The organism is Capnocytophaga sp. oral taxon 878 (assembly GCF_002999135.1).
Lineage (GTDB): Bacteria > Bacteroidota > Bacteroidia > Flavobacteriales > Flavobacteriaceae > Capnocytophaga.
The window spans coordinates 372,326-395,719 of record NZ_CP027229.1 but is presented as its reverse complement, the minus strand read 5'-3'; the positions used below and the strand labels follow the sequence as shown (position 1 = coordinate 395,719).

Annotated in this window: 21 protein-coding genes; 17 read left to right on the top strand and 4 right to left on the bottom strand. The window is 36.3% G+C overall.

All coding sequences use genetic code 11. The features are described 5' to 3' along the window. Positions 1 to 7: 7 nt before the first annotated feature. Entirely contained in the window at positions 8 to 958 is a 951-nt protein-coding gene (locus C4H12_RS01700; RefSeq protein ID WP_106097383.1) for an MlaD family protein, read from the top strand. 16 nt (positions 959 to 974) lie between these two features. Then, on the top strand, positions 975 to 2,288 hold the full coding sequence (locus C4H12_RS01695) for a (Fe-S)-binding protein (protein ID WP_106097382.1): 1,314 nt from the start codon (positions 975 to 977) through the stop codon (positions 2,286 to 2,288). A gap of 77 nt (positions 2,289 to 2,365) precedes the next feature. Here the strand turns inward: C4H12_RS01695 and C4H12_RS01690 are convergent, their stop codons facing one another. Next, complete coding sequence (locus tag C4H12_RS01690) at positions 2,366 to 3,298, bottom strand: malate dehydrogenase (RefSeq protein WP_106097381.1); 933 nt, start codon at positions 3,296 to 3,298, stop codon at positions 2,366 to 2,368. A 741-nt stretch (positions 3,299 to 4,039) separates the two neighbouring features. Here C4H12_RS01690 and C4H12_RS01685 point away from each other — a divergent pair. From C4H12_RS01685 to ybeY, 15 genes are all read left to right on the top strand, one after another. After that, positions 4,040 to 4,378: a hypothetical protein gene (locus C4H12_RS01685; RefSeq protein WP_106097380.1), complete on the top strand. Its 339-nt coding sequence runs from the start codon at positions 4,040 to 4,042 to the stop codon at positions 4,376 to 4,378. 82 nt (positions 4,379 to 4,460) lie between these two features. Then, positions 4,461 to 5,249: an ADP-ribosylglycohydrolase family protein gene (locus C4H12_RS01680; RefSeq protein ID WP_217352118.1), complete on the top strand. Its 789-nt coding sequence runs from the start codon at positions 4,461 to 4,463 to the stop codon at positions 5,247 to 5,249. 159 nt (positions 5,250 to 5,408) lie between these two features. Next, positions 5,409 to 6,092 (top strand): cell division ATP-binding protein FtsE, encoded by a 684-nt coding sequence (locus C4H12_RS01675; protein WP_106097379.1) that lies wholly within the window; start codon positions 5,409 to 5,411, stop codon positions 6,090 to 6,092. Between the two features lie 46 nt (positions 6,093 to 6,138). Then, entirely contained in the window at positions 6,139 to 7,098 is a 960-nt protein-coding gene (locus C4H12_RS01670) for a D-2-hydroxyacid dehydrogenase (protein WP_106097378.1), read from the top strand. A 6-nt stretch (positions 7,099 to 7,104) separates the two neighbouring features. Then, the gene (locus tag C4H12_RS01665; protein ID WP_106097377.1) at positions 7,105 to 7,497 is read left to right on the top strand and encodes a DUF937 domain-containing protein; all 393 of its coding nucleotides are present in this window, start codon (positions 7,105 to 7,107) and stop codon (positions 7,495 to 7,497) included. Positions 7,498 to 7,885: 388 nt separating this feature from the next. Further along, positions 7,886 to 8,299, top strand: a complete 414-nt coding sequence (locus C4H12_RS01660) for a nucleoside deaminase (protein WP_106097376.1) — start codon at positions 7,886 to 7,888, stop codon at positions 8,297 to 8,299. Then, positions 8,296 to 10,209 carry a hypothetical protein gene (locus C4H12_RS01655; RefSeq protein WP_106097375.1) on the top strand — a complete coding sequence of 638 codons (1,914 nt, stop codon included), beginning with the start codon at positions 8,296 to 8,298 and terminating at the stop codon, positions 10,207 to 10,209. Before C4H12_RS01660 ends, C4H12_RS01655 begins: the two co-directional genes overlap by 4 nt. 573 nt (positions 10,210 to 10,782) lie before the next feature. After that, positions 10,783 to 11,154 carry a ribosome silencing factor gene (rsfS, locus tag C4H12_RS01650; protein ID WP_106097374.1) on the top strand — a complete coding sequence of 124 codons (372 nt, stop codon included), beginning with the start codon at positions 10,783 to 10,785 and terminating at the stop codon, positions 11,152 to 11,154. Between the two features lie 2 nt (positions 11,155 to 11,156). Further along, complete coding sequence (ftsH, locus tag C4H12_RS01645; protein WP_106097373.1) at positions 11,157 to 13,148, top strand: ATP-dependent zinc metalloprotease FtsH; 1,992 nt, start codon at positions 11,157 to 11,159, stop codon at positions 13,146 to 13,148. After that, a complete protein-coding gene (locus C4H12_RS01640; protein WP_106097372.1) occupies positions 13,148 to 14,128 on the top strand; it encodes a polyprenyl synthetase family protein in 981 nt (326 codons plus the stop codon). Before ftsH ends, C4H12_RS01640 begins: the two co-directional genes overlap by 1 nt. Positions 14,129 to 14,275: 147 nt before the next feature. After that, positions 14,276 to 14,911: an HmuY family protein gene (locus C4H12_RS01635; RefSeq protein WP_106097371.1), complete on the top strand. Its 636-nt coding sequence runs from the start codon at positions 14,276 to 14,278 to the stop codon at positions 14,909 to 14,911. Positions 14,912 to 15,119: 208 nt separating this feature from the next. Beyond that, complete coding sequence (locus tag C4H12_RS01630; RefSeq protein ID WP_106097370.1) at positions 15,120 to 16,316, top strand: HmuY family protein; 1,197 nt, start codon at positions 15,120 to 15,122, stop codon at positions 16,314 to 16,316. A gap of 8 nt (positions 16,317 to 16,324) precedes the next feature. Beyond that, positions 16,325 to 16,939, top strand: coding sequence for an HmuY family protein (locus C4H12_RS01625; RefSeq protein ID WP_106097369.1), 615 nt, complete (start codon positions 16,325 to 16,327; stop codon positions 16,937 to 16,939). Positions 16,940 to 17,008: 69 nt separating this feature from the next. After that, positions 17,009 to 18,949, top strand: coding sequence for a TonB-dependent siderophore receptor (locus tag C4H12_RS01620; protein ID WP_106097368.1), 1,941 nt, complete (start codon positions 17,009 to 17,011; stop codon positions 18,947 to 18,949). A gap of 310 nt (positions 18,950 to 19,259) precedes the next feature. Next, positions 19,260 to 19,691, top strand: a complete 432-nt coding sequence (gene ybeY, locus C4H12_RS01615; RefSeq protein WP_106097367.1) for an rRNA maturation RNase YbeY — start codon at positions 19,260 to 19,262, stop codon at positions 19,689 to 19,691. Here ybeY and C4H12_RS01610 read toward each other — a convergent pair. Genes C4H12_RS01610 through rfbA form a run of 3 tightly spaced genes read right to left on the bottom strand, consistent with a single transcriptional unit; the run spans position 19,666 to position 23,384 of the window. Beyond that, positions 19,666 to 21,087: an oligosaccharide flippase family protein gene (locus C4H12_RS01610; protein ID WP_106097366.1), complete on the bottom strand. Its 1,422-nt coding sequence runs from the start codon at positions 21,085 to 21,087 to the stop codon at positions 19,666 to 19,668. The two genes, ybeY and C4H12_RS01610, sit on opposite strands and share 26 nt — an antisense overlap. 12 nt (positions 21,088 to 21,099) lie before the next feature. Then, complete coding sequence (gene radA, locus C4H12_RS01605; protein ID WP_106097365.1) at positions 21,100 to 22,464, bottom strand: DNA repair protein RadA; 1,365 nt, start codon at positions 22,462 to 22,464, stop codon at positions 21,100 to 21,102. Positions 22,465 to 22,505: 41 nt separating this feature from the next. Next, complete coding sequence (gene rfbA, locus C4H12_RS01600) at positions 22,506 to 23,384, bottom strand: glucose-1-phosphate thymidylyltransferase RfbA (protein ID WP_106097364.1); 879 nt, start codon at positions 23,382 to 23,384, stop codon at positions 22,506 to 22,508. Positions 23,385 to 23,394 lie beyond the last annotated feature (10 nt).

The following is a 23,394-nucleotide window of genomic DNA, read 5'->3' as shown; positions in this document are numbered from 1 at the left end:
AGAACTAATGAAATTATCTAGAGAAATAAAAACAGCTATTATAGTAGTGGCAGGTATTGCTGCTTTTTATGTAGGCTTCAACTTTTTGAAGTCTAAATCATTATTTAATAAAACTAATACTTATTACGCTTATTTCCCTCATTCAGGAGGATTAAAAACTGGTACCCAAATCACTGTGAATGGAGTGAAAGTAGGTAGTGTAGAAACTGTTTCTTTAGAAGAAAAAACAGCCCAAATTAAGATAACTATGGAATGCTCTGACGATTTTACTTTCTCTAAAAATAGTACTGCTGAGCTTTACAATAGTTTGCTAGGAGGAGCCGGATTACAAATTATTCCTGCCTTTGATAATGCTCCTATTGCAGTGTCAGGTGATGTACTTGAGGCTCGTATTCAAGAGGATATGTTAGCTTCTATTTCTTCTTCTATCAAACCTACCCAAGAAAAGCTAAACCATCTATTAAACCAAGCTGATACTACCCTTACTGGTGTTAATAAAATATTAGACAATAAAACCACTACTGACCTTAAAAATGCTATTACTGAACTAAGTAATACTATGCGCAATCTTAATCAAGCATCTGTTACCCTTAATAATATGCTTATTGCAAATCAAGCTTCTTTGCACAATACTTTACAGAATGCTAATAAAATAAGTGGAGACCTTGCTAAAGTAACATCTGACCTTTCAGAAGCTGATATTAATAAAGTAATTACAAATGCTCAAAATACTCTCTCAAACCTAAACACTCTTTTATCTGAAATAGAAAATGGCAAAGGTACTGTAGGGAAACTGCTTAAAGATGATGCTCTTTACAACGATTTAGATAAATCGGCTAAGCAACTGGAACTCTTATTACAAGACTTCCGTTTAAACCCAAAACGCTATGTACACTTCTCTCTCTTTGGCAAAAAAGCTAAAGTATATGAACCTACAGACGAGCAAAAAGCTGAATAATAACATACTTCAATAAATGAGCCTTCTTCCTAACATCGTATTTGTGATACTTCTCTGTATAGGAGGAGGCTTTTTCGTTTATAACCTTCGCAAACTTATTCGTAATATACGATTAGGTAAACCTGAAAATACTTCTAATCATAAAAAAGAACGCTTAAAAAATATGCTGCGGGTAGCTTTAGGACAGCAAAAGATGTTGGTTCGTCCTATAGTAGCTGTATTACATATTGTAGTTTATGTAGGGTTCTTAATTATTAATATTGAGCTTTTAGAAATTATTACTGATGGCATTTTTGGCACTCATCGTGCTTTTGCGGGTTTGGGTGCTTCCTATAATTTTTTAATTGCTTCATTTGAAATACTTGCTTTTTTGGTTATTGTTTCAGTAGTAATCTTTTGGGTACGTAGAAATATATTGAAAATTGCTCGGTTCCAGAAAACAGAGCTTAAAGGGTGGGCTAAGCGTGATGCTAGCAACATTCTTTATGCTGAAATGCTAATGATGACTCTGTTTTTACTGATGAATGCTGCTGATGCTTGCTTACAAACTTTACAAGTACCTAACTATATACAAGCTGGGGCTTTTCCTATAAGCCAATGGCTACAACCTCTTCTACAAAATCTTCCAATAAATATTCTCATTATTATTGAACGCACTTGCTGGTGGTTACACATTATTGGAATATTATGCTTTTTAAACTATCTTTACTATTCTAAACATCTACATATTTTATTAGCCTTTCCGAATACATATTATGCCTCTGTGGGTCCTTTAGGAGCTACCCCTCTTAACCCTGATGTAACTAGAGAGGTTAAACTGATGTTAGACCCTAATGTTGATCCTTTTGCTACCTCACAGGACACACCTCCTCCTGATAAGTTTGGAGCTTCGGATGTGACAGACCTTACCTGGGTACAGCTAATGAATGCTTATAGTTGTACTGAGTGTGGGAGGTGTACTGATGAATGCCCTGCAAACCTTACTGGTAAAAAGCTTTCGCCGCGTGCTATTATGATGAAAACTCGTGACCGATTGGAAGAAGTGAGTCGTAATATTGATAAAAATGGTAGCACGTTTGAACCTGATGGTAAGCAACTTTTAGGTGATTATATAACTGCTGAAGAAGTGTGGGCTTGTACTACTTGCAATGCTTGTGCTGAAGCTTGCCCTATAAATATTAGTCCGTTGGGTATTATTATGCAAATGCGACAATATTTAGTAATGGAACAATCAAGTGCGCCTACTGAACTGAATACTATGATGACAAATATAGAGAACAACGGAGCCCCTTGGGCTTATAACCAAGCTGATAGAACTATTAATGATTAATTAATTGATTATTAGTTATAATATAAAAGGCTGCCTAAATAGGCAGCCTTTTTATTTATTAATGGTGAAATATAAACTTATATTACTCCTGCTAATGCTTTATTTACTTCACGTACAGCTTCGGTACTTTCGGCAAATTTAGCTTTTTCAGCATCGGTTAGTTTTACTTCTACGATTTTTTCGATACCATTTTTACCAATAATTACTGGTACTCCTACGCATACATCTTTTTGTCCGTATTCGCCTTCAAGTAATACTGAGCAAGGGAATAGTTTCTTTTGGTCGCAAGCAATAGCTTGTACTAAAGCTGATACTGCTGCTCCTGGTGCATACCAAGCTGAAGTACCTAACAATTTGGTAAGTGTAGCGCCTCCTACTTTGGTATCTTCTGCTACTTGGTTAAGGCGTTCGTCGCTTAGGAACTCGGTTACTGGTACACCGCGGTAGCTTGCTAAGCGGGTAAGTGGTAGCATACCGCTATCACTATGCGCTGCGATTACCATACCATCAACATCAGAGATTGGGCTATTTAGGGCTTCTGCCAAGCGGTATTTAAAGCGAGCGCTATCAAGAGCACCTCCCATACCTATAATGTGGTTTTTAGGTAATTTGGTAGCTTTGTGTACCAAATAAGCCATAGTATCCATAGGGTTACTCACTACGATTACGATTACATTAGGTGAGTATTTTACTAACTGTTCTACTACTGATTTTACGATATTGGCATTGGTACCGATAAGTTCTTCACGAGTCATACCTGGTTTGCGTGGAATACCTGATGTAATTACTGCTACATCGCTACCAGCGGTTTTGGAATAGTCGTTAGTAACCCCTGTGATACGGGTGTCGAATCCGTTAAGGGAAGCTGTTTGCATTAAGTCCATAGCTTTACCTTCTGCAAAGCCTTCTTTGATGTCGATTAGTACTACTTCGGAAGCAAAATCCTTAATAGCAATGTACTCTGCGCAACTTGCTCCTACGGCACCTGCGCCTACTACTGTAACTTTCATATAATTAATTTATTTTAAGATGATTGGTGTATTAGGCAACCAATCAATGGTTATTTTCAGGCTACAAAAGTACAAAATATTTATTAATTAGCAAAGAAGAATTATAATATTTTTTTGTTTAATAAAAAATAGGCTATTTTTCACTTTTAGCTTATATGAAGTAGTAAGTAAGCTCGAAAGTATCAATCTGAACTACATTGTATTGAAAAAAATAATGCAAATATATTTTTTGAGGCATAGTGCCTACAATAGTTACTATAAAAGATAAAAGTGAAAAATGAGTAATTTGTTGCGTTTTTCGCAAAAAAGGAGGTTTGAAAATAGACTACTGAGAATCAAGAAAGTAAGGTTTATCCTTCGTTTATAGTTCGTTTATCCTTCGTTCATCCTATATGCTTCCTAAGGTGAAAATAGGGTGAAAATAAAGTTAGCATTTGACACAAATAAATTGATTATCAGTATTTTATACATTCAAAGTAGAAAATAATTAGAGAAGAGATTGTATTGAAAAATTAGCAATAAAAAGCAAGAATTGATGAAAAATATTTAAAGCGATTATACAGAAAGTAAGGTGAATGGGAACTCTCTTTTCAATCCAAAAAAGTAAAGATAAAGGATTCATAATCTTGGTAATAATAACTGAATAGGAAAAGTAAATGAAGGGGTAAATTTTGGTGGTTAAACTTGCTTATTTGCTAATTATTTGTACTTTTGTACCTGCATTAAAAAACTAAATAAACGATGAAAAGATTATTGATTACCTTGACTGTTATGCTATTGAGCGTTGTGGGTATGGCGCAGCAGAAAGTTAGTGTTACTGATTTTAGTAGCTTGGGAGAGAAAGATGTTACCTTATTGGTGATTAACAAAAAAGACCACTTCTTGCTGAATACAACAGCCTTGAAGGAGGAATTAGGAACTTTGGCTATTGGTATTGAAAAAATTGAGGTATGGGAGGAGAATCGCAAAGATTTTGCTCTTTATCTCAAACAAGTAGATACTAAGAAGAAAGCTGTAAAAAGCATTGTTCTTATTGATATGAAAAAAGGGGCTGCAATACCTGAAAAATTCAAGAAATAAAGGCTTATAGTTTTAGGATTTTTATGAGTGTTGGGACTAAAAAGAAAACTTTGAGACAAGGTATAAACTAAACCATAAAAAGATGAAACAAAGCATTTTAGGTGCTATAGCGGGTGATGTAATAGGCTCGGTGTATGAATTTAACAATATACACACTACAAAGTTCCCGCTTTTTGGCAAAGAGACTACTTTTACTGATGATACAGTAATGACCATAGCTATTGCTGATGCGATATTGCACGATAAAGATTTTGGAGAGACTATGTTATATTACGGCAAGCAATATCCGCATAGAGGCTATGGAGAGCGTTTTGAAAGATGGTTGAGGGAGGACGCTCCTACAGCCCCTTACAATAGCTGGGGCAATGGTTCGGCAATGAGAGTAAGTCCGGTGGGTTTTGCTTATAATGACTTACCAACAGTACTGAAAAAAGCACAAGAAACGGCAGAAGTAACTCATAATCACCCTGAAGGTATTAAAGGAGCGCAAGCTACTGCTGTAGCTATTTTTTTAGCACGGACTGGTAGCAGTAAAGAGGCTATTAAGGAGCACATACAGCTCCTTTTTGGTTATGATTTGGAATTTAGCCTTGATAGCATTCGCGGTACTTATCAGTTCAATGAAAGTTGCCAAGAAACGGTACCGCAAGCTATAGTAGCGTTTTTGGAAAGCACTGATTATGAAAGTGCCATACGCTTGGCTATATCGATAGGAGGAGATAGTGATACCCTTGCGTGCATTACTGGGGGTATAGCTACTGCTTTTTATAAAAATATGCCTACTGAAATAGTTACTAAAGTGCGCTTGGATTATCTGCCTGAAAGTTTTTTAACGGTAATTGATGAGTTTGATTTGTTTTTTAGTAGTTAAGGTGCTGGGGTATATAAAACTTGGAGGAGGTTTTAATTTCTATTATTTCCAATACCCGAAAAATGTTAAAAATGTTAATTGTTGGTGATTAATTGTTAATTATTTTGTACCTTTGCGATAAATTATGAGTTTACCCAATGTAGCTTATTATCAGTATTAATGGAAACCCCTATATTACAGTTAAAAGACGTATCAATATATCAGAAAAACAATCTTATTCTTTCCAATGTAAATTTAGTGATTGGGAAAGGAGAATTGGTGTATCTTATCGGGAGAACGGGCTCGGGCAAAAGTTCTCTTATCAAATTGCTATATGGTGATTTGCCCCTTACAGAAGGACAGGGGAAGGTAGCTGGATTCAACCTTAAAAAGCTGAATGAGGACAAAATACCCCTATTGCGCCGGAAGTTAGGAATAGTATTTCAAGACTTTAAACTGCTTACAGACCGCACTGTATATGACAATCTTGCTTTTGTACTGAAAGCAACAGGCTGGACGGATAAAATAGAAATAAAGCAACGTATAGGCGAGGTGTTGGCTAAAGTGAAGATGGAGACAAAGGATTTTAAGTACCCTCACGAACTATCGGGAGGTGAGCAGCAACGAGTGGCTATAGCCCGTGCTCTGCTAAACAACCCTGAGTTAATATTGGCAGATGAACCTACAGGTAACTTAGATCCTGAAACTAGAGTGGAAATAATGCAGGTGCTACAAGAGATTAACAAATCGGGAAGGACAATATTAATGGCTACGCACGACTATGCGTTGATACTTAAATTCCCTTCTAAAACTCTTAAATGTGATGGAGAACATATTTTTGAAGTAGTACAAAGAGGGGTGTAATTAGGAGATTAGCAAATTAAATTAGACACAAAATTTTAAAAGAATAATGGCGATAAAAATACTTGCCAATGATGGCATATCGGAAGCTGGAAAAGAGGCTTTGGAAAAAGAAGGTTTTGAAGTACTTACTACCAAAGTAGCACAAAACCAACTTATTGACTATATCAATAAGAATGAAATTAATGCACTACTGGTGCGCTCGGCTACCCAAGTGCGCAAAGATATTATAGATGGATGCCCCACACTGAAACTTATAGGAAGAGGTGGCGTAGGAATGGATAATATTGATGTGGCATACGCCAAAAACAAAAATATACATGTTATTAACACTCCAGCTTCATCGGCTAACTCGGTAGCTGAATTGGTATTTGCTCATCTTTTCAGTGGAGTGCGCTTTTTGCACAACTCAAACCGCGATATGCCTTTGGAGGGTGATACCCAATTTAATGAACTAAAGAAAAGATATAACAATGGTACTGAACTGCGCGGAAAGACCTTAGGCATTATAGGATTTGGCAGAAGTGGACAAGCTGTAGCACGCATAGCTATTGGATTGGGTATGAGAATATTGGCTTATGACCCTAAAGTAAATGAAGCAGCTATTGAACTTTCATTTTTTGATGGGCAAACACTTAATTTCAACATAAAAACTGTTAGCAAGGAAGAAGTATTAAGCAAAGCTGACTTTATCACCTTAAACAACAGTCCGCAAGAGGGTGGTTATGTACTAGATGCACAAGAGTTTGCCTTAATGAAGGATGGTGTAGGAGTTATTAACTTGGCACGTGGTGGAGCCTTAAATGAGGTAGAGCTACTACACGCTATGGAACACCATAAGGTAGCTTTTGCAGGATTGGATGTATTTGAAAATGAGCCTGTACCTGCTATACAAGTACTTATGCACGACCAAGTATCACTTAGTCCGCATATAGGGGCAGCTACCGTTGAAGCACAAGACCGTATAGGTGATGAGCTGGCAGCACAAATTGTAAACTTATTTAAATAATATATTATGGCAGGAATTTTAGACTTTTTGGGAGGTGAAAACCTTCAGCAGTTAGTAAGCGGATTGAGCGAAAAAACAGGTATTGGTACCGATAAAGTGAGCTCAGTAATAGATTCGTTAAAATCAATGGTAGGTAATAGCGATGGCTCAGAGCTTATGAACAAACTTACTGGTGAGGAACAGAACAGCACCCTAAACGCTATTAGTGAGAAAACAGGGGTATCATTAAGTAATGTGACCGACATATTCCAAAACCTAACCCCTATGATTAGCCAGTTCTTTTCAGGTAAAGGTGGTAGTATAAGTGATATGCTTACCTCTTTCTTAGACAAGAACAAAGACGGCAGCGTAATGGACGACATTATGGGTGGCATAGGAAATTTATTTGGAAAAAAATAGTATTATTTCCTTTTTGAAGAAAAAACTAATTCTGTAGGAGGAAGGGTAAGTACTTCTAACACAGAATTTAACATTAAAATTACTTTGGCAAAGTTTTTGTGCTTTGTTAAAGTAATTTTTTTATTGCTCTTTTTTTACTAAAATTAAAGCTTTTGGCTATTTTTTCTTTAGTTACTTATAGAATGCTGATAATAAAAGAAAAACTTTGGGAAGGAAAACATTTTGATGGTTTATATCCAAAGTGTTTTTTAGATTCTACAAAGATTGGATTTTAGTAACTGAAAGCATATTCTTTCAGTGAAAATGAGTTAAAAGAGGAAGTAGAGTAATGGTAAGAGAATTTCAGAAATAAAACTTTTAAATTTTGACACAAGAGGATATTTATTATATGCAAAGAGCTTTGGAAGAAGCCCAATTGGCTTTTGACGAAGACGAAATACCTGTAGGGGCAATTATTACCATAGATAATAAGATTATTGCTCGTGCGCATAATCTTACAGAACGGCTAAATGATGTAACAGCACACGCTGAAATGCAGGCTATTACTATGGCTGCCCACTATTTAGGAGGTAAATACCTTACTGGCTGCACTATGTACCTCACATTGGAGCCTTGTGCTATGTGTGCAGGAGCCTTGTATTGGAGCCAGTTAAGTAGGTTGGTGTATGCTGCTGCCGATACCCACCGTGGCTATACTGCTATGGGAGGAAAATTACACCCTAAAACTGAAATTACTACAGGAGTTTTGGCCGAAGAAGCAACTTTACTACTTAAAGATTTTTTTCAGCAAAAAAGACGATGATAAGAGCTTTTGTGTTCATATTGTATTTCTTTTTGGCAATACCCTTAAGTTTTGCCCAAACAGTTGATACATTACAAACAAAAGATACTATTGTACGCCCTATAAAACCTGAACGGGTAGCTAAGAATAAAACTTTATATCAGCGTATACGTAATTACTTACGCTCACATAAAGTTACAAAAAACCTTGACCACCTGATAGTAGTAGAAGAACATACTGCTACAGGGACTACTACCTCTGCTACAGTTACTTCTACAATAATTACCACTTCGCCTAATCCCCTTAAAAAATCTTCTTATCAGGGGAAAATAATTAGAAACATTGTTATTACAACTCTTGACCCCTTTGGGTTTGATGAGAAAGACCTGAGCAAGCAGCCTAGCAATAGATGGGAACGCTATGGGAATGCTTTGCATATTAAAACACGTGAAGGAACCGTAAGAAGGCAATTGCTTTTTAAGCAAAATACTGCTTTGGACACTTTGCTACTGAGTGAAAGTGAGCGCCTACTGAGAAACCAACGCTATGTGCGTAGGGTAGTGATAGAGGCGGTTCCTACAAGTATGTTATCGGACTCGGTAGATGTGAAAGTGAATGTTCTGGATGCTTGGACAATGTACTTTGACGGTGACCTTACGGGTAGCCGTGGGTGGACTCGGCTGAGTGAAAGAAACCTTTTTGGCTTAGGACACGAGGCATCGGTTACGTACCAGCAGTCGTTTTCGGGGTTGGCTAATAATGGAAAAGGGTTTAGTTATGCATTGCGCAATATTCGAAATTCATACATAAATGTGCGTGCTGCTTACTACAATGATTATCATAACTATTTCAGCAAATCGATTCATATTAATCGTCCGTTGTATTCGCCTTTAGCACGATGGTCGGGTAACTTATCGTACTATGAAATGCGTGATATTCGTACGGAACGAGAGTTTAATGAGCCTATTGAAGCCCCTTCGCCTAACTATGAGCCTACTTACTTAAATAAATCATTTAATGCTTTTGGAAGCTGGGTTACGCCTCTGCAAAAATCTTATAACAATCATATTAACAGTTTTATAGTAGGGATAAACTTTCGCAACACTAGTTTCTACCGCAATAGTAGTGAAAGGCCTGACACTGATGCTTATTATGGCAATGAAAACATATTGCTCACGCAGTTCAGTTTGAACAGTAGTAGCTTTGCTAAAGATAGATATATTTTTAGAAATGGTGATATTGAAGATGTGAGCTTGGGGCATTCGGTATTTCTTACCTCGGGGATGGTATGGCGATATGGTAGGTTGTTGCCTTACTTATCGGTAGGTGGGTCTAACGCTTATTACAGTAAGAAGCGGTACTATTCGATAGGGTTGGAGATGGGTAGCTTTGTAGTGGATGGGGGCTTAAAGGAAATAGTTATTAGGGGTGATGCGACTCATTTTACAAGGCTTTTCAATATAGGAGGGTGGCATTTTAGAGAGTTTTTGAAAGCTTCGTTCTCTGTTGGTCTTAATGAGTTTGTATATCAGCCGAAAAGGATAAGCCTAAATGAACCTTATGGTATAGCGGGCTTTCATAGCGATATGTTGGAGGGTACGCGCAAGCTAATGATTACTTCGCAAACGCAGATTTATGCTCCTTTTCAGCTTATAGGTTTTCGTATTAGTCCGTTTTTATCGGCTGATTTGGGGTTTATTGGGCAGGGGCGTATTGTTTTGGCTAAACCTGATTTGTATTCGAAATTTTCAGTAGGGTTTTATATTACTAATGACTATCTGCCTTTTGGGGCGATACAGTTTTCATTTGCCTACTACCCTACTATACCTAATGTGGGTAAAAATATTTTCAAAATAACGGGAGATACTAATGATGATTTTAGGCTTAGAAGTTTTAGCCAGCGTATTCCGGGGGTTATTCCGTTTAGATAAGAAATAAGAGAGAAGAGTTCTTTTTGGAATGAAATATAAAAATCTGTTTTTGAGACATTTAAAACTGTGTCTTAAAAACAGATTTTTTTATGCTTTGTGCTTATTGTACAGGAAAAATGAGATATGATATTTTTCTGTTTTGGAGGTAAAAAATAGCAGTTTTTTCTGTTTTTCTTAGTTATTTTAGAGGAACTCGGGGTTTACATATCTTTCATCACATTTTCTTTTGGTGATATAGTGAGCTGCATTAGTTGACAAACTATCCTTCGTTTATAGTTCGTTTATCCTTCGTTATTCGTTCGTTCAGTCCTTATTGATGTTATATTTATTTTTTGGGGAGAATTTAAGATAGTTTTTTTGTGCTTAGGATTGCGTTAGTGATTGGGTATTGGGAGGTAAGGATTGGGTGAGGAAAAAGATTAAGCAGGGAGGGTATAAATGATGAAAAAGGGTGTGGTGAAGAGGAATAAAAATACTTTTTTGTTGTTTGTTAATTGTAAATTGATAATTATTTTGTATCTTTGCACGTTTTTTAATATGAATATTTTAATTAAACTGTAAAACATTAGAACATTGAATAAAGAATTATCTTCAAATCATCTGATTACTAATATCATAGCTGGTATTGAAAAGGTTAAAGGAGCCGACATCACTATACTCGATTTGCGTGAGGTAGAGAACACGGTGTGTGATTATTTTATCATTTGTAGTGGGGGATCTAATACCCAAGTAGCAGCTATTTCGGGCTCAATACAAAAAGTAGTAAGCCAAGCAGAAGGGCATCAGCACCCTTGGCACGTAGAGGGAGAAGCTAATGCTGAATGGATACTTATTGACTATGTAGATGTGGTGGTACACGTATTTCAAAACCGTATTCGTGAGCATTATGACCTTGAGGGGCTTTGGGGAGATGCTAAAATCATTAATATAGAAACTAAGTATTAAATATGGCAGAAAATAAGAAAAAAAATCGGTTTTCAGCTTATTGGCTTTATGCTGTTTTGCTGGCAATTCTGTTAGGATTTCAATATTATACGGGAGCTAACCTTTGGTGGCAGCCTAAAGAAATTCCGCAAGCTAAATTTGAGGAATACTTAAGTAATGGAGATGTATCAAAGATTATTATCCTTAATAAGAAAGAAGCTACTGTATACCTTACCCCTGATGCTCTTAAGAAAGAAGAGCACAAAGATGTGCGTCCTAATGGTAATGCTGTATCACAAAGCAGCAAAGCTGAACAAGTAGCCCAATATCGTTTTGAGTTGGGTGATTTGAGTAACTTTGAGAACCGTTTTGACCAGATAGTAAAAGAGAATAACCTTGATACGACCCGCGAAAACAAGAGTGAACAGAATGTATTTTCGGACTTATTGCTTTCTATTCTTCCTATAATTCTTATCATAGGAGCATGGATATATGTTATGCGCCGTATGGCTGGTGGCGGTGGCGGTAGTGGTATTTTTAGCATAGGGAAGAGTAAAGCACGTATGTTTGACGAGAAGAAAGAAATACGTGTTACTTTTCAAGATGTAGCAGGCTTGGAAGGAGCTAAAGAAGAGGTGCAAGAGATTGTAGATTTTCTTAAAAATCCGGATAAATATACTTCATTGGGAGGTAAGATACCACGAGGGGCTTTACTGGTAGGGCCTCCTGGTACTGGTAAAACACTTCTTGCTAAAGCTGTAGCAGGTGAAGCGCAAGTGCCTTTCTTCTCATTATCGGGTTCTGACTTTGTGGAGATGTTTGTAGGGGTAGGAGCCTCACGTGTGCGAGACCTTTTCAAACAAGCTAAAGAGAAAGCTCCTGCAATTATATTTATAGATGAGATTGATGCAATAGGCCGTGCACGTGGTAAAAATATGATGACTGGTGCTAACGATGAGCGTGAAAACACACTTAACCAGTTACTTACTGAGATGGATGGTTTTGGGACACACACTAATGTGATAGTATTGGCAGCAACGAACCGTGCAGATATTTTGGATAAAGCATTGATGCGCGCAGGTAGGTTTGACCGACAAATATATGTGGAACTACCTAACCTAACGGAACGCAAGCAAATATTTAATGTACACCTAAAACCTATAAAGACTGCTGAAACACTGGACATTGATTTTCTTGCGAAACAAACGCCAGGTTTCTCGGGAGCGGATATAGCTAATGTATGTAACGAAGCTGCCTTAATAGCTGCTCGTAAAGGTAAAACTGCTGTGAGCAAGCAAGAATTCTTGGATGCAGTAGATAGAATAGTAGGGGGCTTGGAAAAGAAAAGCAAAATACTTACTCCTGAAGAGCGCAAAGCAATAGCTTTTCACGAAGCAGGACACGCTACCGTAAGCTGGCTATTACAATATGCTGCTCCGCTGATAAAAGTTACTATTGTGCCACGAGGACAATCATTAGGAGCGGCATGGTACTTACCTGAAGAGCGACAAATAGTACGTACTGAGCAGATATTGGACGAGATGTGTGCTGCCCTTGGGGGACGTGCTGCTGAGAAAGTTATTTTTGATAAAATATCAACAGGAGCCCTTAGTGACCTTGAGAAGGTAACTAAGCAAGCACGTGCTATGGTTACTATCTACGGACTTAATGAAAAGATAGGTAACCTTACCTATTATGATTCATCACAAGCAGATTATAGTTTCACTAAGCCTTATAGCGAGCGCACTGCACACCTTATAGATGAAGAAATATCAAAAATTATTGAGGAACAGTATCAAAGAGCTATTACTATACTGAGTGAAAATAAGGAGAAACTTACTACTTTGGCGAACTTGTTATTAGAGCGAGAAGTAATATTCCGAGATGACTTAGAGAATATTTTTGGTAAACGCAAATATAAAGATGCTCATTCGGCCGAAGAGGATGATGAGGAAAAAGCGTTGGCAGCTATTAATAACAAGCCTACTGAAAATAATACCCCTGAGGTTGTGTAATGAAAATAACAGCTCAAATAAAAGAACCTATAAGGCAAGAGATGGAGCTTTTTGAAAAGAAGTTTCAAGGAGCTATGGCATCAAAGGTAGCACTGTTAAACCGTATTACTTATTATATAGTAAATAGGAAAGGTAAGCAGATGCGCCCAATGTTTGTGTTCTTGGTAGCTAAAATGTTATCGGGAGGGCAGGTAAATGACCGTACCTACCGCGGAGCTTCAGTTATTGAGCTTATTCACACTGCTACCCTTGTGCATGATGATGTGGTAGATGACAGTAATAAGAGACGAGGATTTTTCTCAATTAATGCTTTATGGAAAAATAAAATAGCTGTATTAGTAGGCGATTACCTACTTTCTAAGGGGTTATTACTCTCCATAGACAATGGTGATTTTGACTTATTGCGCATTATATCAGTAGCTGTACGTGAAATGAGTGAAGGTGAGCTGTTACAGATGGAAAAAGCGCGTAGGCTAGATATTGTAGAAGAGGTGTATTACGAGGTAATACGACAAAAAACGGCTACCCTTATAGCTGCTTGCTGTGCTATGGGAGCTTGCTCAGTACAGCCTGAAGAGAATGAACTTATTGAGAAAATGCGTCTTTTTGGTGAACACATAGGTATGGCTTTCCAAATAAAAGATGATCTTTTTGATTATACTGACGAAGCTATAGGAAAACCTACTGGTATTGATATTAAAGAGCAAAAAATGACCTTACCGCTTATTTATGTATTAAACACTTGTAGCAAAGAGGAAAAAGATTGGCTTATTAACTCGGTAAAAAATCATAATAAGGATAAAAAGCGTGTAAAAGAAGTAATAACCTTTGTAAAAAAGCACAAAGGATTAGAGTACGCTACTACTAAGATGAAAGAGTTTCAGCAAAAAGCCCTCAGTATTTTGGATGATTTTCCTTCTTCAGATTACAAAGAAGCTCTTACTTTAATGGTGAATTATGTGATTGACAGACATATTTAGAATTTTGAAATTCTAAATCTAACAAGGTAAAAGAAGACTGCTCCTAGATGGAGCAGTCTTCTTTTTTATATTTTTTCTAAACATTATTTTGTTTGTTTCTAAATAATATGTATCTTTGCAGCGTCGAATCAAAAAATAAACAATATTATGAGATTAAAATTTTTAGTTCGTGCCTTAGTAGCAGGAATGATGGCTCTTACAACTTCGTGTAGTAAGGATGACAAAAAAGATGAAGCTCCAGTAAAAAATGGTAAAGAAGCTACTGTTGATGCTTCTTCAGGAAATGAATGGAAATACTTTTCTTTTTCTTCTGGAAAAGAAGTATCGGTAGCGAGCCCTACTACCAGCTTAGATTGGGATATCGCTTTCAATCGTTACTATGTAAAATTAAATGGTGGTGCATCGGGAAGTGGTAAAGCCGAAGCTTTAAAAACTGATAAAACTCAGTGGAATGATGTAAAAGAAGCACCTACCACAGGCTACACCAAAGATGAAAAAGGTACTATGCAACTTGGTATACCCCCTAAACCTATAGAAGGCACCTTCTGTAAAATAATTTCAGGAGGAATGAAAGGTGAGAATAATACAGGCTATGTTACTTATAACCCCCAAGCAATGCAAAGTGGTGGAGGAAGCCCTTATGAAATTTACAAGTATGTATATGTTTTAAAAGCTGCAAATGGTGATTTTGTAAAAGTTCAATTCACGGACTATTTAAATGATAAAAATAAAGGAGGGCATCCTAAGTTTAACTATATAGTTAGTAAAAATGGTCTGTTCTGAAGCTAAAAAGTAGCTTTAGAAAAGTAGAGCAAATGCACGAAATTACTACAGAGGGGAAAGTAGAAAACTTCGTACGTTTGATTAAAAAAAACAGTCTAATCTATACAATCTATACAAAAACACTTTTTTATATTTTTTATAAATATTATTTTGTATATTTCTAAATAAGTTGTATCTTTGCGGCGTCAAATTAAAAACAAACGATATTATGAGATTAAAATTTTTAGCTCCTACCTTATTAGTAGGGATGATGGTACTTACAACTTCTTGTAAGAAAGATGAGGAACAGTCCCCTGCTTCAAATGTTAAAGAAGTAAAGGAATTGAACGCTTCATCACAAACTGAATGGACATACTTTTCTTTCTCGGAAGGGAAACAAGTAGCTGTTACTAACCCTCGTACGAGTAATAATTGGGACATAGCCTTCAATCGTTATAATGTAAAGACTAATGGAGGAACTTCGGGACTTGGTGGAGTGGAAGTAGTGAACACTGGCAGTAAAGATTTTGATGCTGTTACCCAATATCCGGGTGCTGGTTACCAAAAAGATGAAGAAGTTACAACCTATGGGAGGCCAAAAGAAGGGCAAAGCACCCCTACAGTTACAACTAATTCGGTTAATAAAGCTATTACAGGTACTGTAATGAATCCTGACCCTAAAGGTTTCTACAATTATGCTCCTCCTGCCCAAGGCAGTAATGCTCCTCATATTAATCTTACTAAATATGTGTATGTTATAAAAACAACAAAAGGCAGCTATGTGAAAATTCAAATTACTGAATATACCAATTCTAAAGGAGAAACAGGATATCTTACTTTTAAATATGACACACTTACTTCACAAGCTCCTGTAGAAAAAGTAAGCCTTACCTTCACTAAAGCAGCTGCTGAAATACAATTAGATGCCACTGCCGATTGGCAATACTTTTCATTAGCTACTGGTTCTGTAGTAAGTGCTACCCAAAGCAATACTACTTCTTGGGATATAGCTTTCAAGGAATACTATGTAAAACTTAATGGAGGAGTAAACGGAAAAGGAAAAGGTGAAGCTCTTAAAACTGAATCAAAAGATTTTGAAAGTGTAAAAGAAACTATTACAGTAGGTTTTGAAAAAGATAAAGAAGTAACCTTTAAAGCTATGGGAGGCAAAGAAACTAAAGAAAATGTTTCGCCAGTGCTTACAGGAGGTTTTGGCTCTACTACAGGAACTATAAACATCAACCCTGCTAATATGCAAAAATGGGGTAGTGTTTATGCTCCTAATAACTGGGTATATATTATCAAAACTGCTGATGGTAAATACGCTAAAGTACAAGTAACTGACTTCTACAAAGAAGTTAGTGGTAAAAAAACTGAAAATTTCCCTAAACTGAAATATCAGCTAAGCGATACGCAAAGTAAATAATAAAAGCTATGAAAATTAAGTTATTATTATCAGTTTTAGTTATAGCCTTTACTCTTACCTCTTGCAGCAAAGATGATGAAACTCCTAAATTACCTGCTAATGTTAAGAGTGTTTCCAACTTAGATGTAAATGGAAAGTGGGTTACCTTTTCTTTTGAAAATGGAGTAGCTACTACTGCTACCCCTACTGGTGATTGGGATATTGCTTTCAATAGTTATTGGGTAAAGCTTAATGGAGGCACATCGGGAAGCGGACAAGCAGCTGCTCTAAATACTCACAGTACTGATTTTGCTTCTATCAATAAAGCTCCTACTGAAGGATATACTAAAGATATTGTTATGGAAGTATTAATGGGGTATCCTAATACTCAAACAGTTACTACCTCACTATCAGCCCTTATGACTGGAGGTTTTGGTGTTACTGAGGGTACCATTCATATCGCTCCTGAAAATAAAGGAGCAGATAAATATCCAAGCGTGTATCGTCCTACTAAGTGGGTATATATTCTTAAAAGAGCTAATGGTAAATATGTAAAATTTCAACTTACAGATTGCTATAATGATAAAGCAAAAGCGATATATCTCACTTTTCAGTACCAACTATCAGAAGACGGTAATTTTTAATATTATTAATAATAGCTTTAAGGGGCTGTTCAGATATGGGCAGCCTCTTTTTTCTAAATTAAACTCTATATGCAAAAATCACTTATTATCACTTTGCTTACTACTCTTTTTGCTTGGCAAGGCTTTTCCCAAACCGATAATGACGATAAAAAGGTAGAACTATCGGAGGTAATAGTTACAGCTACTCGTGCCCAAAAGTACTTGAAAGATGTACCTATTACTGTTCAGGTTGTTACTGCTGATGATATTCGTAAATCACAAGCAAGTGACTTCCAATCATTTTTAGAAACAGAATTTGCAGGTATTAACTTTACTTACGATGGAGGAATGCCTAACATCAATATGCTGGGGTTTGGTGGTAAATATGTACTCTTTTTGGTAGATGGCGAACGTATGGCTGGTGAAACTTTTGACAATATAGACTATAACCGTATTGACTTAGATAATATTGAACGAATAGAGATTATTAAAGGAGCTACATCATCATTGTATGGCTCTAACGCCTTAGGAGGAGTGATTAATATTATTACTAAGAATGCTAAAAAAGCTTTTGAGGGCAGTGCAAGTTACTTATATGAAAGCTCTGAAAGCCATAAAACAAATATAGGAATAGGTAGCAAGCAAAAGTGGGGTAGTATTCGGGTTACTTCTTTCTATAACTTTCGTGAGCCTTATACTTTAAAAGATAGTGAGCCCTTGCGCTCATATAAAAATGGCAACTTGGTAGAAGCTGAAAAAGGAGAACTTAACATCGCTGGTTTTACTACTTATGGAGTAACACCTAAAGTTAGCTTAAACATTTCACCCAAAACTAATATTACAATTACCCCTAACTATTACTTCAGTGAGCGTAATCAGGGGACTGAAATTTCAAGAAAAGTAAGAGATCGCTACTACAATTACACAATGTCAGCTAAAGGAGAAACAGAGTTTTCTGAGAATAAAAAGCTAAGTTTATCAGCAGCTTTTGACCGATATGACAAATTCAACTATTATAGACTGATAAAAGAGCAAGAGAAGAATTACGAAAACACAATATGGCGTGCTGCTGCCCAATATAACCAACAAATATGGGAGAAGCATTCATTGGTAGGAGGTACTGAAGTTTTTTCTGACCAATTGTTAAGTTTCAGGTTTAACAATACGGGTACTGAAGCTAAAGAAACTGCCAAAAACTACACTCTTTTTACACAACAAGAATGGGCTATAACTCCTTCTTTTACTTTAGTTACTGGAGCACGTATTGATTATCATTCACTTTTTAAAGAACATTTGACTTATCGCCTATCAGGTATGTTTAAAGTAAATAAGTTCAGTTTTAGAGGAGGATATTCTAGTGGATTCAGATCACCTACTCTTAAAGAACTTTATACAAATTGGTTTCACCCTTGGGGTGGAGGATTCCAAATTATGGGGAACAAAGAGTTGAAGCCTGAAAGCAGTGATAACATCAATTTATCGGTAGATTTTGACAGTAAAAAACTTAATATTACAGCTATGACTCAGTTCTCATCGGTAAAAGATAAGATTTCTTATCGATGGACATCGGCTAGTGATACTATTCGTTATATTAATTTTAAAGGACATACTAAGATTATTAGTTCAGAAGTATCAGCTACTTATCGTCCTATTAAAGCATTAAGGCTAAAGAGTAGCTATGCTTATTACTATATCAGTAATAGTGCTGAAGAGAACCGCCCACATACATTTACTGTAAAAGCTGAGTATATTCCTAAGGCAGATGCGTTGTACATTCCTAATATAATATTTAGTGGTAAGTATGTGAGTGCTACTCGCATTAATGATATTAATACAAATAATGATAGAATATACGCTTATTATGAACCTTACAGTACTTGGCACTTGCAGTTACACAGCAAGCTACCGTACAATTTCACTCTTACAGCAGGTATCAATAACATTTTTGGTTATGTAACAAAAACAACAAGTTTTTATTCAAGTATTTCACCAGGGAGAACTTTTATTATAGGATTGAAGTATCAGATATAAAAATAAGATATTAATTTTTAGTTGCTAGAATAAAGAAAACTCTGACAACTAGATCTTTAATACAGAACTATTTTACGCCCCAAAAACTAAAAGAATTTAGTTTTTGGGGCGTTTTGTAGATATTAAAAATTCAAGAAAATCATATTTATTCTTAGGCCTAGATAAATTGTTATACAAAATAATTCTCTAGGATTTAAACGCGAAATTTCACTTGAAAGTGGAATTGACGTATATTAGTGTTTAGAAGTTATTCATTGCCAATTAAGAATTGTTTTGTATTTTTGCGGCAGATTTAAAACTAAAACTAAATATGGTATCTTTTTTTAATGAAACTCCGTTCACATTGCCTTATAAGAAGAATGAACTTAAATTATGGATAAAAGAAATAGCAAAATCAGAAGGAAAGAAAATAGGTGATATTAACTATATTTTTTGCAATGATGAGTATTTGCACAAAATTAATGTGCAGTATTTGCAGCACGATACACTTACAGATATTATTACTTTTGATTATACAGAAAGAAATACTTTAAATGCTGATATTTACATTTCCATAGAAAGAGTGAAGGAGAATGCCAGCATCTTTACTGTACCCTTTGAGCAGGAACTGCTACGAGTACTTTCGCATGGTATTTTACATCTATGTGGTTATAAGGATAAAACAGATGCCGATAGTACAATGATGCGTAGTAAAGAAGAAGAAAAAATCAAGTTATTTAGTTCTTCTTCAGCTTTAGCATAGATTTCAAATTGATAACAAAGCTAGCTAAAAAGGCATAAAAAAGCAAGAAGAAAAGCCCGACATAAACATTATTACCAAAGGCATAAAAATTCAAAAATGAGAAGCCTACACTGATACTAAGGAAGATTTTTATCTTCCTTTTTTTATAGGGTATAGGATAGTATTTTTGCCCGTAGTGATACGAAATGAACATCATTGTAGTATAGGTAATAAGTGTGGCAAGAGCAGCACCTTTGTAGCTAAATAAAGGTATTAAAGCAAAATTAAAAAACACAGTAAGCACCATACCTACAATGGATACAATTGCACCAAACATGGTGCGATCGGTTACTTTATACCATACAGAGAGGCTTTGGTAAATACCAGAACAGAAGTTAGCAAGAAGAATGATAGGTACTATCCAGAGGGCTTCCCAATATGAAGGATTGGGTATAAGGATCCGTTTAAAAAGATCTGTAAAAACTGTAATAAATAATAAGATAAAACCACCACACACAATGAAGTATTCAGTTATTTGTGCATAAGTTTTAGGAGCGTTTTTATCTTGAGCACTACTAAAGAAAAAAGGCTCTATGCCAAGTTTATAAGCTGACACAAAAAGATTCATAAATACACCCATTTTGTAACAAGCAGAGTAGACCCCAATAGTTTCGTCTGCCGTATCAGGAGGAAGAAGCATACGCAAAAATACACGATCAAACCCTTCATTTACTGAAAAGGCAATACCTGCTAAAAGCACAGGAAAGGCGTAGAGCATCATTTCTTTCCAAAGGTTATATGAAAACCTAAAACGTATTTTTAGATAGATAGGCAGTAAGGCTATGAAGGTAAATAAGCTAGCAATAACATTGGCTAAAAAGATATAATACACACCTCCTCCATCAGCTAGTTGATCCGCAGGGAGGTAATTCAGAAAGTAGATATTAAAAGCCATATTCACAACTGTATTACCTACTTTAAGAAAAGCGTAAAGATTAGCTTTACCCTTATTACGTAACCATGCAAAAGGTATTACTACTAAGCTATCAAGAACAAGAATATAAATACCAAATACTATGTATTGTACATCATAGTTAAGCCAAACTGCTATGGTATCTCTAAGAAGGTAAGCTGTAAGCAAAAATAGTAAAGAACTTACTGTAAGGGACGTGAGAGCAGTAGATTGTACTTTTGCCTTCTTTTCTCCTTTATTCATAAAACGGAAGAAAGCAGTTTCCATTCCATACGACAATAGAACATTACCCAAGATAAGATAGACAAACAAACCTGAATAGATACCAAAATCACCTGTGGGAAGCTTATCTACATAAAGTCTTGTAAGCAATAAAGTAATCACACGTGGTAGCACAGTGGCTATGCCATAAATAACGGTATCTTTTAGGAGTTTTTTTAGCATAAGGTATCTTTCTTATCCAAATAATTCTTGTATTGCATCTTCAATCTTAGCGACAGTCACAATGCGTATTTTAGTATTCTTAAGGGCTATCTTGTTGTATTTAGAAACAAATATAGTATTAAATCCAAGCTTTTCAGCTTCAGTAATACGCTGTTCTACACGCTGCACCGGACGTATTTCCCCTCCTAATCCTACTTCGCCAGCAAAACATACATCCTTTTCAATAGCAATATCTTCATTAGAGGATAGGATAGCCATAGCTACACCCAAATCTGTAGCGGGGTCGTCAATAGTAATACCACCAGTAATGTTCAGAAACACGTCCTTAGCCCCTAAGCGAAATCCTGCACGTTTTTCAAGTACTGCCAAAAGCATATTCAGCCGTTTAGCATTAAACCCTGTAGTACTGCGCTGGGGTGTACCATAAACAGCTGTACTCACCAAAGCCTGTATTTCAATCATTAGCGGACGCATACCTTCCAATGTAGCTGCTATAGAAGTACCACTAATAGTCTCATCTGTTTTAGAAATAAGTATTTCAGAAGGGTTATTTACCTCGCGAAGTCCATTGCTAAGCATCTCATAAATACCAAGCTCAGAAGTAGAGCCAAAGCGGTTTTTCAGAGATCGCAAGATACGATAGACATGGTTGCGATCACCTTCAAACTGCAGAACGGTATCCACCATATGCTCTAATATTTTAGGCCCTGCTATTTGCCCATCTTTAGTAATATGCCCAATAAGTATTACAGGAGTATGAGTTGTTTTAGCAAACTTAATCAATTCGGAAGTACATTCTCTAATTTGAGAAATACTCCCTGCTGATGCCTCTATATAATCGGATTGTAATGTTTGTATAGAATCTATGATTACAATTTCAGGCAAAAGTTCTTTTATTTGTTGAAAAATGTTTTGCGTTTTTGTCTCGGTAAGTATATAACAATTATCTAACTGATGTGGAATACGATCAGCACGCATTTTAATCTGTTTTTCACTCTCTTCTCCCGATACATATAACGTTTTATAAGGCAAATTGAGTGCTATTTGTAATAAAAGTGTACTCTTGCCTATCCCTGGTTCACCACCTAAAAGGGTTACCGATCCCGGTACTATCCCCCCGCCGAGCACATTGTTCAATTCATGGTTATTACTATTGAGGCGTGCCTCCTGTTGGGTATCAATTTGCGAAATAGGAATGTATTTAGAAGCTTTGTTTTTTATAGAACTCTCCTTTTCTTGCCAAGCAGGCGTACTATCTTTCTGCACTACTTCTTCCACAATGGTATTCCACTGCTTGCAACTGTAACACTGCCCTTGCCATTTGCTATATTGTGCGCCACAATTCTGACAGAAATAGGCTGTTTTTAGTTTTGCCATAATTTAAGTGTTAAGGATTAGGAATTAAGATTTATTATCCATTAATTGTTCTTTATCAATTGCAAAAGATATTGCCCATATTGGTTTTTGAGCATTGGCTTTGCCAGTTCTTGCAGTTTTTCAGCGGTAATCCAGCCCTTGCGGTAAGCTATTTCTTCCAAACAAGAAATTTTGAGCCCTTGACGTTTTTCTAAGGTCTCCACAAAGTTAGATGCTTCACTAAGTGAATCATGAGTACCCGTATCAAGCCACGCAAAACCGCGCCCTAAGAGTTGTACTTTTAGTTCACCATCATTCAGAAACTCTTGATTAACAGTAGTTATCTCTAGTTCACCACGAGTAGAAGGCCTGATATTCTTAGCAATCTCCACTACCTTATTAGGATAGAAATAAAGCCCCACCACAGCATAGTTAGATTTGGGCTGTGCTGGTTTTTCCTCAATGCTAAGCACATTACCTTCTTTATCAAACTCTGCTACGCCATAACGTTCTGGGTCTTTCACATAATAACCAAAAACAGTAGCTTTACGCTCTTTCTCTACATAATCTACTGCTTGAGTCAGCATTCGGGTAAAACTCTGCCCATAAAATATATTATCCCCCAATACCAAGCATACATCATCATCGCCTATAAACTTTTCTCCTATGATAAAAGCTTGTGCTAATCCATCAGGACTTGGTTGCTCAGCATAACTAAGACGAATACCAAAATCAGAGCCATCACCTAACAGGCGCTCAAAACCTGGTAAGTCCTGAGGCGTAGAAATCACTAATACATCCCTAATACCCGAAAGCATCAATACCGATAGAGGGTAGTAAATCATCGGTTTATCATAAATAGGAAGTAACTGCTTAGAAACTCCCTTTGTAATAGGGTAAAGGCGTGTGCCCGATCCTCCTGCTAATATAATTCCTTTCATTGATAACTTT